Below are 13,041 nucleotides of genomic sequence, written 5' to 3'. Positions count from 1 at the left end.
TGAAAATATTATATCTAAGAATATTTCTTTTGTCAATTTTTGTTTTTTTGCCCAAACTTCTAATTTAATCGCTACTCCTTAAATCTCTTCTATTTTATCCAATATAGGGCAAACTTTTTGTAAAATAATAAGCTTAGATATAAATACAAATAAATTTTAGGATAAAAATAATATATGTTTGAACAAACTTTTAAAAATATAGACGATATTTTGTGGAAAGACTCAGGGGCTGACAGTGAACTTGACTACATAGGACAAACCTCTTGGATAATGTTTTTGCGTTATCTTGATGACTTAGAAAAAGAGAAAAAAGATATAAAAGAGCTTTCTGGTGAAGAGTATACTTTTATACTAGATGAGCAGTTTAGATGGAACTCATGGGCTATGCCAAAAGATGAAAAAGGAAACTTAGACCACAAAAAAGCCCTTACTGGAAAAGACTTAGTAGAGTTTGTAGATTTAAAGCTTTTTCCATACCTTGCAAAGTTTAAACAAAACACAGACAATCCTCTAACAATAGAGTATAAAATAGGTGAGATATTCAGTGAATTAAAAAACAAAATCCAAAGTGGATATAACTTACGAGAGATAGTAGAGTATGCAGATGCCTTACCTTTTAAATCGAGCAAAGACAAACACGAACTAAGCCACCTATATGAAACCAAAATCAAAAACATGGGAAATGCAGGAAGAAATGGTGGGCAGTACTACACACCAAGACCTCTTATTCGAGCGATGGTAAATGTGATAGACCCACAAATAGGTGAAAAGGTCTATGACGGTGCAGTAGGAAGTGCAGGGTTTTTATGTGAAGCCTACGATTATATGAAAAGTAATATGAATATGAGTGTAGACAACCTAAAGGTTTTACAAGAGAAAACCTTTTTTGGAAAAGAGAAGAAAAACTTAGCTTATGTGATAGGTATCATGAATATGATACTTCACGGTATAGAAGCACCAAATATCAAACATACCAATACTCTTGCAGAACCCATACGAGATATACAAGAAAAAGACAGATACCATGTAATCTTAGCAAACCCTCCATTTGGAGGAAAAGAGCGTAAAGAGGTACAACAAAACTTCGATATAAAAACAGGTGAAACCGCCTTTTTATTTATGCAACACTTTATCAAGTCACTCAAAGCTGGTGGACGAGCAGCAGTGGTAATAAAAAACACGATTCTTAGCAACTCAGACAATGCCTCAGTAGCTTTGCGTAAGCATCTTCTTGAAAGCTGTAATCTTCACACTATTTTAGATATGCCAAGTGGTACTTTTACAGGGGCTGGTGTAAAAACAGTGGTGCTGTTTTTCACAAAAGGTGAAGCCACTAAAAATATCTGGTACTACCAACTAAACCCTGGGCGAAATATGGGGAAAACAAACCCTCTAAATGACAAAGATATGAGTGAGTTTATAGAGCTTCAAAAAACTAAAGCAGATAGTGGGAACTCTTGGAGTGTAAATATACACGATATAGATGAAACTACTTTTGATTTATCAGTTAAAAACCCAAATATAGCTGATGAAGTAGAACTTCGAACTCCAAAAAAGATACTTGAAGAGATGGAAAGTTTAGATAAAGAGACTAATGAACTTTTAGCTTCTATTAAAGAGATGGTATGAGTAAAGATTGGAAATCAGTAGGTTTTTTAAATAGTATTCAAAAAATTTCTAATTCACAAAAAATTCCTAAAAAAGATTTTTTAGATAATGGTACTTATCCAATAATTTCACAAGAAGATAATTTTATCAATGGCTATTGGAATAAAAAAGAGGATATTTTTAGGGTTAAAAAGCCAGTAACTATATTTGGCGATCATACTAAAAAGTTAAAATTTGTTGATTTTAATTTTGTTTTAGGAGCTGATGGAGTTAAGATATTATTACCTATTGAAGATATTGATTCAAAATTCTTTTATTATCAATTAATGTCATTTGATATTGAAGATTTAGGTTATGCTAGGCATTACAGACTATTAAAAGAATTTAATATAATGTATCCTGAAGTTAATGAACAAAAACAAATTGTAGAAATTATAGATAAAGCTTTTGAAGCAATAGACAAAGCAAAAGAGAATCTTGAAAAAAATATCCAAAATACAAAAGAGCTTTTTCAAAGTAGATTAAATGAGATATTTTCACAAAAAGGTGAAGATTGGGAAGAAAAAACACTAGGTGAAGTTTGTATTATTTCAATGGGACAAAGCCCAAAAGGAACATCATATAACTTTGATGGAATTGGTACTCCTTTGATTAATGGTCCAGTTGAATTTGGTAAAAAACCTTTTGATAAAACTATTAAGTCAAAACATACAACTGAACCTACAAAACTGTGTAAAGAAGGTGATTTAATCTTGTGTGTTAGAGGTTCCACAACTGGCAGAATAAACATTGCAGGTTTTGAAGCCTGCATTGGTAGGGGTGTTGCTTCTATTCGGTATGAACAAAATCAAGAATGGTTAAATTATTTTATTTTATCAAAACAAAAAGATATATATAGTTTAGGAAGTGGAGCAACATTCCCTAATGTTTCAGGTAGTATATTATCTAAAGTTCTTTTTCCAATACCGAAAAAAGAAGAACAAAATGTACTAATTAATATTATGCAAAGATTATCAAATGGTACAGAACAATTATTTAATCACTACCAACAAAAACTTCAAAACCTAGAAGAGCTTAAAAAGTCTATACTTCAAAAAGCTTTTAGTGGTGAACTGGTCTAAAAGGTGTAAATAATGGCAGATAATTTACAAAGCATTGAAGATATTGCAGATAAAATTATTAACTTATCAAGATTAGCAGTAAAAGAGTATGAACCTTTAGTAAACAAGATTATCATAAGTAAAATTAAAGATGAAAGCTATATTGAAAAAATACTTGATGGTCTATTAGATTATTGTTTTGATGAAGAGATAGTATATTTGTATAAAAAACTTTGTAAGTATTATTATGAAATAAATCCCCATGTAACAGTTGATTATATAAACTACTATAAAGAACAGTATGAAACAAAGATTGAAGATATTCAGAATTTAAAGTATTGTAAGGGTTAATATGAATGAAGCACAAACAAGACTAGAACTTATAGACCCAAAGCTTCGTGATGCTGGCTGGGGAGTAGTAGAAGATAGTCGTATTCAAGTGGAGTATCCAATTTCTCAGGGAAGACTTATAGGAAATGGAAGACGAGCTAAGCCACTCAGTGCAGACTATGTTCTTATTTATAAAAACAGACGCTTAGCAGTAATAGAAGCAAAAAAAAGAGACCTACACTACAGTGAGGGGGTAGCTCAAGCAAAAGAGTACGCCCAGAGATTACAAATAAGATATGCCTACTCTACAAATGGTTTAGAAATCTATGGTATAGATATGCAAGAGGTAAAAGAGGGCGATGTAAAAGCTTTCCCCACTCCAGATGAACTATGGCAAATGACCTATCCTAAAGAGGACACGGTTTTAGATAGATTATTTGCGATACCTTTTGAAACCAGTGGTGGGAAATGGCAACTAAGGTATTACCAAACAAACGCAGTGAATAAAACCCTTGAAGCAGTTGCCAATGGAAAAGATAAAATCCTTTTAACCCTGGCAACAGGTACAGGAAAAACTGCTATAGCTTTTCAAATAGTTTGGAAACTATTTCACTCAAGATGGAATCTTCAAAAAGATTTTAAAAGAACCCCAAGAATTTTATTTTTAGCCGATAGAAATATATTAGCAGATCAAGCTTTTAACTCCTTTGGAGCTTTTGAAGAAGATGCATTGGTACGAATAGACCCTGGGGAGATAAGAAAAAAACAAAGAGTGCCTAAAAATGGCTCTATCTTTTTTACTATTTTTCAAACTTTTATGACTGGGCTAAATGGCACACCAAATTTTGGAGAGTATCCAAAAGATTATTTTGATTTTATTATTATAGATGAGTGTCATAGAGGTGGAGCAAATGATGAGAGTGAATGGAGAGCAATATTAGAGTATTTTTCTCCAGCTTTCCAGCTAGGACTTACAGCCACTCCAAAAAGAGATGTAAATGGTAATACTTATAACTATTTTGGAAAACCAGTATATGAATACTCACTAAAAGAGGGGATAAACGACGGGTACCTAACCCCTTTTAAAGTAAAAGATATCTCAACTACTGGAGATACTTATATTTATACCCAAGAAGATGAGATAATAGAGGGTGAGATAGAAGAGGGCAAAGAGTACACCAAAGAGGAACAAAATAAAATTATTGAGATAATGGATATAGAAAAATATCGTGTAAATCTTTTTATGGATATGATAAACCAATCTCAAAAGACTTTAGTGTTTTGTGGGACCCAAGCTCACGCAGCAGCTATTAGAAACCTTATAAACCAAAGTGTAAAAGTAAAACATCTTGATTATTGTCATAGGGTGGGTGCAGATGATGGAGCTAGAGGAGAGAAGTTTTTAAGAGATTTTCAAGATAATGAAAAAAGATACCCCACCATACTCACAACCTCAAGAAAACTTAGCACTGGTGTAGATGCCCCTGAGATTAAAAATATAGTACTTTTACGTACAGTTAAATCTATGGTGGAATTTAAACAAATTATTGGGCGTGGAACACGGCTATTTGATGGAAAAGACTACTTTACTATATTTGATTTTTATGACGCTTACAAACACTTTCACGATGAAGCTTGGGATGGAGAACCTATTGAGCCAGAAACACCTACTCCAAAACCACCAAAAGAGCCATGCGAAGTATGTGGAGAGTTGCCTTGTATTTGTCCACCTATCATTGTAGACCCTGAGCCTTGTGAAGAGTGTGGCAATATCCCTTGTGTATGTGAAAAGCCATCAAAACAGATGATAAAAATAAAGCTATCAGACGGAAACTTTAGAAGTTTAGACTCTATGGTAAAAACCATGTTTTATTCTCCTGAAGGCAAGCCAATATCTGCAGGAGAATTTGTAAAAAAACTTTTTGATGAGATGCCAAACTTCTTTGAGAGTGAAGAGGAGTTAAGGCGTATTTGGAGTATACCTGATACTAGAAAAAGATTACTTGAAGAGTTAAGTGAAGCTGGCTATTCTTTAGAGCAACTTGAAGATTTGAAATCTATAGTTCATGGGGAAGATAGTGACCTTTACGATGTACTAGCTTATATAGCTTATCATAAAAACTTAGTACCAAGACTAGATAGAGCAACAAAAGCAAAGATAAAAATAACCCACTATGATAATGCAAAACAAGATTTTTTAGACTTTGTACTTAAACAGTATGTAGACCACGGAGTAAAAGAGTTAGACGACAAACGCCTAGCTACATTACTTGTAACAAAATACCATGCAATAGATGATGCAAAACAAGAATTAGGTGAGATATCAGAGATACGAGATACTTTTATAGGATTTCAAAAGTATTTATATGAAGATATAGTAAATAATACTTATGCAAACAACTTATTAGTAGCCCAACCAAAACCAGAGTATAATTAAATTTTTTGATATAATATAGTTTTGAAGGAGTATTGATGACTAAAAGAACTTTAGATAAAGAAAAAATTTAAAAAAAGTTATAAAAACAACTCAAAATATTGAGGGATATTCTGAAGCCTCAAAAAAAGTAAAAGATGAAGCTAAAATTGTAAGAGAAAAATATGGTATCAAAGTATCAGCTAAAAGATAACTCTTTTTACTATGAAGGTACTGATATACCTAAAAATAAGTTTGATATAAAAGATAGTGAACTTATTCATGAAATAGAAAAAGAGCTTATAATGGAAGAATCACAAAGATGTTTTTTGATATGATAGTTTCATACAATGGATATAGATTTATAGATTATTCTTCAGTTACTCCAAAGCAATATATAGATTCTGCTATTGAGTGTGTTCAATATGCAGATGAATCAGGATTTGAAAAAATTATTTTAAATGGATTAAATAAAGTATGAGTAAAAAAAATATAAAGATTATTCAAAATATTCTAAAAAAGCAAGATAAATATGATTTAGCTATAAAACTTGAAAGTGCTTATTATGAAGATTATCAAATAGATAATTTCAATGGTGGTATTGGTCAGGTTGAGGTATTTATTCATCCTAATTATTTTTTTGAATTTGATAGTTTAGATGAAGAAACTACAACTATTTTGATAAAAATATTTGATGCTTTACCCCATGAATACTTTGAAATTAACTCCATAAAATTTTCTATAAATACTGATGTAAATATTGAAAATATAAGTGATACATTATACATATTTGTTGATGAGGCTGGAGATTTTGATTTCTCTTCAAAAGGCTCAAAACATTATATGTTTACTTTTTTGGCAAAAAGAAGACCTTTTAATCTACATGAATATATTTCAAATTATAGATACTCATTATTAGAGAGAAATTTAGACCCATTTATTGATAAAAGATTAGATATAGAATCATTTCATGCTTGTGAAGATAATAGTCATGTAAAAAATGAATTATTCAATATCATCTCTACTTTTGATGAAAATAGTGTAAAAGCATACTCTTATGTACTAGATAAACCAAAAGTTCTACCTGATAAAAGAGCTCAAAAAGATAAGTTTTATATTGATAATCTTAGTTTTGCTATCCAAAAGCTTTTGGATGAATTGCAAATTGATAAAAACTTTGTAATTATCACAGATAGACTGCCAGTACAAAAAAATAAAAACAAACAAGTTGGTGCTTTGAAAAAAGGGATTAAAGAGTATCTAAAAAATAAAAAACTTGATAAAGAAATAAGATATGACATCTTTCATCATTGTAGTGCATCAAGTGCAAATCTTCAAATTGTTGATTATATTTGTTGGGCAATATTTAGAAAGTTTGAAAGAAATGATGATACATATTATAAAAGAGTTGAAAAGTATTTGATAAAAATTGATGAAATGACTAAGGATAGAAAAAAAGTTCATTATGAAAAATGACCCATTCTACCTATCTTGCGAAGCCTCCCTTGGAGTCTTATCAGTAGATGGGAACTTTTACAAAATTATATCAAAAAACTTGTAAATATGCAAGTAATATTACGGGCAGATTAATTAAGGAATAAATGTTGAGTACCCAAAGTGAAGCAATATTAGAAGAAAACCTTATCAAACAACTAGAATCTTTAAAATACCAAAGAGTATCTATAAAAGATGATGAACAGCTAGAACAAATCTAAAAGAACAGTTAGAAAAACATAACAAAACAACATTTTCAAATAATGAATTTATGATCTGAATTGGGGATATATTTTAATAAAAAAATACCTGTGTAAAAAGTATGAAAAATTACACATATTAGAATTATTTGGGTAAAATATTTTAAAAATTACCCATATTAAAAAAATAGGTGTAAAAATGACTAAAGAATATCTACCTTCAAATTTACCATTAAAAAAAGAGTTAGAGAGTAAAAAAGTTTTAAAAAAGATTGTAAGTGCAAACCGTGCTTTAGCTGAGTTAAAAGGGGTTGCACAAACTATTCCAAATCAAGCTATTTTGATTAATGCTTTAGCTCTTCAAGAAGCAAAAGATTCTTCCGAAATAGAAAATATAGTCACAACACATGATGAACTTTATAGAGCTGAGGTAAGTGGCTCAAATATTACAAATCAAGCAAAAGAGGTAAAAAGATATAAAGATGCACTTTATAGCGGATTTACACTAATCAAAGAGCAAAAACTTTTGCTAAAAAAACATATAGTTCAAATCCAAAAAGTTTTAGAAAATAATGATGCTGGTATAAGAACTCAAAGCGGTACCTCTTTAAAAAATGATAAAACAGGTGAGATAATATATATGCCACCACAAAACTATGAAGATATACAAAATTTGATGGATAACCTAGAAGAGTATATAAATACACCGACTCTTGATGATTTTGATATATTGGTAAAGATGGCAATTATTCATTACCAATTTGAATCAATTCATCCCTTTTATGATGGAAATGGTAGAACAGGAAGAATAATCAATATACTTTTTTTGATATTAAATAATTTATTAGAACTTCCTATTTTGTATTTAAGTTCTTATATCATAGAAAATAAAAATGATTACTATAGACTATTAAATCAAGTAAGAACAAAAGATAACTGGGAAGAGTGGATATTATATATTTTAGATGGTGTAGAAGCAACAGCAAAAAATACAATCAATATTATAAAAGAGATAAATACACTTATGGAAACAACAAAAGAACAACTTATTGAAAAACTTCCAAAAGTTTATTCAAAAGACTTATTGGAGCTTCTTTTTAAACATCCTTATACAAAAATAAATTTCTTGGTAGACGAACTTGATATTACAAGAAAAACAGCAGGTGTCCATTTGAGAGCTATTGAGGAGATTGGAGTTTTACAAAGTGTCAAGTTTGGTAGAGATATTTATTTTATCAATCAAGAGTTATTCAAAATACTAAAAACTAAATATTAAAAGGGATAATATACAACTAATTTACTTAACTTTATTTTTGACACAAATCAACATTTTTTAACCTAAATCTGCTATTATTATAACTATAGATATAAAAATATACAACTAATTTACTAAGGATTATGAATGAGTGAGATTCACGAGTTTTTCAACAGACAAATAAAACTTTGGGGAGAAGAAACACAAGATTCCCTTCAAAATAAAAAAGTAGCTATTATTGGAAGTGGTGGACTAGGGTGTAGTTTAGGTATTGCATTAGGTGCTTCTGGTATAGGTGAGTTTGCTTTTGTTGATTTTGATGAGGTTGGAGTTCACAATATTCATAGGCAAATTGGTTTTAAAGTTGGTGATGACGGAAAACCAAAATGTGAAGTTTTAAAAGAGCTTGTTGAATCAAGATGTCCATATACAAAAGTTACTGCATATAATGAAGGTTTTGAAGAGTTTGCTGCAAGAGATTTAGAATTTGATTTAATTATTGATGCAACTGATAATCTTCCAACAAGAGCTGCTATTAATGAATATTGCATAAATAAAAAACAACCATGGATATATGGAAGTGTTGAGGAGTTTCATGGTCAAGTTTGCTTCTTTGAAGAAGCATCTTATGAAGCTGTATTTCAAATAAATGATAGAAAACCAAACGGTATTGCTTGTCCTATTGTTATGCATATTGCATCATTGCAAGCAAATTTAGCGATTAGACATCTTGCTGGACTTCCTGTAAAAAAAGATATTTTATACTACCTTTCATTTGATGCTGAGGGTGTATTACAAAACCAAAAATTTAATCTTCCAAAAAATTAAATACAAGTGTCACTAGACACTTGTATAAGCTTTAAACAAAACTACTAATCTCTAACTAATTTTTAAGTACTTTTTTACTATAATATCCAGATTTTTAACTACATAATTGAAACTATTACGGGGAACTATAAATGCCAAAACGAGAAGACATAAAATCTATTTTACTTATCGGTTCAGGACCAATTGTTATTGGACAAGCTTGTGAGTTTGATTACTCTGGTACTCAAGCAACAAAAACGCTAAAAGAGTTAGGATATAGAGTTGTTTTAATCAATTCAAATCCAGCTACTATTATGACTGACCCTGAATTTGCAGATAAGACTTATATTGAGCCAATTACAGAAGAGGTTGTTGCAAAAATAATTGAAAAAGAAAATATTGATGCTATTTTACCAACTATGGGTGGTCAAACAGCACTTAACGTTGCAACTTCAATGTACGATAAAGGTATGCTTGATGGGATTCATTTCCTTGGAGCAAATCCAGAAGCAATCAAAAAAGGTGAAGATAGACATCTGTTTAATGAAGCTATGATTAAAATTGGTATGGATTTACCAAAAAGTGCAAATGCATATACTTTAGAAGAAGCAGTTAAAGTTGCTAAAGAAATAGGTTTCCCAGTAATCTCAAGGGCATCATTTACACTTGCAGGTGGTGGTTCTGGTGTTGCATACAATATGGATGAGTTTAAAGTATTAGCAGAAGCTGGTCTTGAAGCATCTCCAATTAATGAAATTGAGATTATGGAATCTATGCTTGGTTGGAAAGAATATGAAATGGAAGTTATTAGAGATAGAAAAGATAACTGTATTATTATATGTTCAATTGAAAACCTTGATCCAATGGGTGTACATACAGGAGACTCTGTAACAATTGCACCAGCACTTACTCTTACAGATAAAGAGTATCAAAATATGAGAAATGCATCATTTGCTATTTTAAGAGAGATCGGTGTTGATACTGGTGGTTCTAATGTTCAGTTCTCAATTTGCCCAAAAACAGGAAGAATGATTGTAATTGAAATGAATCCAAGAGTTTCAAGATCTTCTGCCCTTGCATCTAAAGCTACTGGTTATCCTATTGCAAAAGTTGCTACACTACTTGCAGTTGGATTTACACTAGATGAGATTGAGAATGACATTACAGGAACAGCTGCATCTTTTGAGCCAGTAATTGATTATATTGTAACTAAGATTCCAAGATTTACTTTTGAAAAATTCCCTAAGGCAAATTCAACATTAACAACAGGAATGAAATCAGTTGGTGAAGTTATGGCTATTGGTAGAACATTTAATGAATCTATTCAAAAAGCACTTTGTTCAATGGAAACTGGAATAGTTGGATTTGACCCAATTTGTGATGATTTAGAAAAAATCAAAGCAGAAATAAGAAGACCAAATGCAGATAGATTAAGATATTTAATGGAAGCATATAGAAAAGGTCTTACAAATGAAGAGATTTTTGAATTATGTGCTATTGATCCATGGTTCTTAGCAAAATTTAGAGAGATTTTTAATATTGAAAAATCAATTGACGAAACAATTTTAGATGATGAAATAAAAATGAGAAATGTTAAAACAAATGGTTTCTCTGATTCTATGATTGCAATGTTAATTAACAAAACAGAAGAGGATATTTATAGTGCTAGAAAAGCATTAGGTGTAGACTTCGAATACAATGAAGTTGATACTTGTGCCGCAGAGTTTAAAGCATTAACTCCTTATTTATATTCAACAACAAACATTACAAAGCTACCAAAAATTGAGAAAAAAGATGATGATAAAAAAGTTCTAATCATTGGTGGTGGTCCAAACAGAATTGGACAAGGTATTGAGTTTGATTATTGTTGTGTACACGCCTCATTTGCATTAAATGAGATTGGTGTTAAAACAATCATGTACAACTGCAACCCTGAAACAGTTTCAACTGATTATGATACATCAGATATTTTATACTTTGAACCAATCGATTTTGAACACGTTAGATCTGTAATAGAAACTGAGCAACCAGATGGAATAATTGTTCATTTTGGTGGACAAACTCCATTAAAACTTGCTAATGCTATTACTGATGCTGGTGGAAAAATCATTGGAACAACTGCTGAAGTTATTGATTTAGCTGAAGATAGAGAAAAATTCTCTACTTTTGTTGAAAAAGCTGGATTATTACAACCTGAAAATGGAACTGCAGTTGAAGTAACTGAGGCTATTGAAATTGCTGAAAGAATTGGATATCCAGTATTAGTAAGACCATCATTTGTTCTTGGTGGTAGAGGTATGAAAATTGTTTACTCAACTGATGAGTTAAAACAATATATGGATGAAGCAGTATCTGTATCAAATGATGCTCCAGTTTTAATTGATAAATTTTTAGATAGAGCAATTGAGCTTGATGTTGATTGTATTTGTGATGGAAAAGAAGTATACATTGGTGGAATTATGCAACATATTGAAGAAGCTGGGGTTCACTCAGGGGATTCAGCTTGTTCTTTACCTCCAATCTCAATTGACCAAGAGTTAATTAAAGAATTAGAAGCTAAAACAAAAGCAATGGCACTAGGACTTGGTGTTGTTGGACTTATGAATACTCAATATGCTATTCATAAAGGTCAAATCTATTTAATTGAAGTAAATCCTAGAGCATCTAGAACAGTTCCTTTTGTAAGTAAAGCAACAGGTATGCCACTTGCAAAAGTTGCTACTAGAGTTATGTGGGGTGAGAGCTTAAGATCTGCACTTGATTATTACTACTCTGATTTAGTATGGGAAGATAATGGTGTATTAAAACCAATATTAAAAGACCATGTTGCAGTTAAAGAAGCTGTATTCCCATTTAATAAACTTAGTGGTTCAGATCCAATTTTAACTCCAGAGATGAAATCAACTGGAGAAGTTATGGGTATTTCTGATAACTTCGGAGAGTCTTATGCCAAATCTCAAAGTGCAGCAAAAAATCATTTGCCAACTGAAGGTAAAGTATTTATCTCTTTATGTGATTTAGATAAAGAGTTTGCTCCAAAATTAGCATCTGATTTAGTCAAAGAAGGTTTTACTGTAGTTGCTACAGGTGGAACACATAAAGTGATTTCAGAAGCTGGAATTGAGTGTGAAAAAGTACTTAAAATCTCTGAGGGTAGACCAAATATTACAGATAGTATTACTAATGGTGAAATTGCATTAGCATTTAATACTTCTGATGGTAAAGGTTCATCAAAATCTGATGGACAAGATATCAGAAGAGTAGTATTAAAAGAGAATATTCCTTATGTTACAACAGCAGCTGCAGCTTTAGCTTGTGTTGAAGCAATGAAAGTGTTAAAACATAAAGATGGTTTAGGTGTTAAATCTATCCAAGAATTTTTAAATGACTAACTCTTTAGAAAAAGTATATTTAGTTCAAACTGACACAACTGTAGGTTTCTCATCATCTAGTGATGAGAAACTTTCACACATAAAACAAAGACCAAGTTCTCAAAAAATACTTGAAACAGTAGATTCTTTTAAAACTTTAAATAGTTTTACTAGAGTTCCTAAAGAGCACAGAAAAAGAGTTAGACACTCTAAAAAAACAACTTTTATTTATCCAAATGGTAATTCATATAGAGTGATTTTTCAAGATAGTAGTTTTTATGATTTTATTAAGAAATATAAATCTTTGTATTCAACTTCTGCAAATCAAACAGGTAAAAATTTTGATGAGATTTTTGCAAAAGAAAAAAGTGATGTTATTGTTTATACAAAAGATAATTTTAATGAAACAACAGCTTCAACAATTTATAAACTAAGTAAAATAAAGAAAAAAAAGATTAGATAA

At 30.7% G+C, this 13,041-nt stretch carries 11 protein-coding genes; all 11 read left to right on the top strand.

The features are described 5' to 3' along the window. Positions 1-174: 174 nt before the first annotated feature. The 11 genes from AC2TY9_RS12975 (at position 175) to AC2TY9_RS12925 (ending at position 13,041) form a co-directional block, all read left to right on the top strand. On the top strand, positions 175-1,629 hold the full coding sequence (locus tag AC2TY9_RS12975) for a class I SAM-dependent DNA methyltransferase (RefSeq protein WP_489777936.1): 1,455 nt from the start codon (positions 175-177) through the stop codon (positions 1,627-1,629). Then, entirely contained in the window at positions 1,626-2,729 is a 1,104-nt protein-coding gene (locus AC2TY9_RS12970; protein ID WP_489777935.1) for a restriction endonuclease subunit S, read from the top strand. The genes AC2TY9_RS12975 and AC2TY9_RS12970 overlap by 4 nt, the downstream gene beginning before the upstream one ends. 12 nt (positions 2,730-2,741) lie before the next feature. Then, entirely contained in the window at positions 2,742-3,059 is a 318-nt protein-coding gene (locus AC2TY9_RS12965) for a hypothetical protein (RefSeq protein ID WP_489777934.1), read from the top strand. 1 nt (position 3,060) lies between these two features. Next, complete coding sequence (gene hsdR / locus AC2TY9_RS12960) at positions 3,061-5,475, top strand: EcoAI/FtnUII family type I restriction enzme subunit R (RefSeq protein ID WP_489777933.1); 2,415 nt, start codon at positions 3,061-3,063, stop codon at positions 5,473-5,475. A 161-nt stretch (positions 5,476-5,636) separates the two neighbouring features. Continuing rightward, positions 5,637-5,789, top strand: a complete 153-nt coding sequence (locus tag AC2TY9_RS12955; protein WP_489777932.1) for a hypothetical protein — start codon at positions 5,637-5,639, stop codon at positions 5,787-5,789. Then, positions 5,774-5,932 carry a hypothetical protein gene (locus AC2TY9_RS12950; protein ID WP_489777931.1) on the top strand — a complete coding sequence of 53 codons (159 nt, stop codon included), beginning with the start codon at positions 5,774-5,776 and terminating at the stop codon, positions 5,930-5,932. Before AC2TY9_RS12955 ends, AC2TY9_RS12950 begins: the two co-directional genes overlap by 16 nt. Continuing rightward, positions 5,929-6,927, top strand: a complete 999-nt coding sequence (locus AC2TY9_RS12945; protein ID WP_489777930.1) for a DUF3800 domain-containing protein — start codon at positions 5,929-5,931, stop codon at positions 6,925-6,927. Before AC2TY9_RS12950 ends, AC2TY9_RS12945 begins: the two co-directional genes overlap by 4 nt. 417 nt (positions 6,928-7,344) lie before the next feature. Next, positions 7,345-8,421, top strand: coding sequence for a Fic family protein (locus tag AC2TY9_RS12940; protein WP_489777929.1), 1,077 nt, complete (start codon positions 7,345-7,347; stop codon positions 8,419-8,421). 126 nt (positions 8,422-8,547) lie between these two features. Further along, entirely contained in the window at positions 8,548-9,228 is a 681-nt protein-coding gene (locus AC2TY9_RS12935; protein ID WP_489777928.1) for a HesA/MoeB/ThiF family protein, read from the top strand. A 131-nt stretch (positions 9,229-9,359) separates the two neighbouring features. Then, complete coding sequence (carB, locus tag AC2TY9_RS12930) at positions 9,360-12,599, top strand: carbamoyl-phosphate synthase large subunit (RefSeq protein WP_489777927.1); 3,240 nt, start codon at positions 9,360-9,362, stop codon at positions 12,597-12,599. Next, positions 12,592-13,041, top strand: a complete 450-nt coding sequence (locus AC2TY9_RS12925) for a Sua5 YciO YrdC YwlC family protein (protein WP_489777926.1) — start codon at positions 12,592-12,594, stop codon at positions 13,039-13,041. The genes carB and AC2TY9_RS12925 overlap by 8 nt, the downstream gene beginning before the upstream one ends.

The sequence above is a fragment of the Arcobacter sp. ISO1 genome (genome assembly GCF_058105185.1).
This window is presented reverse-complemented; position numbering and strand designations above follow the sequence as displayed.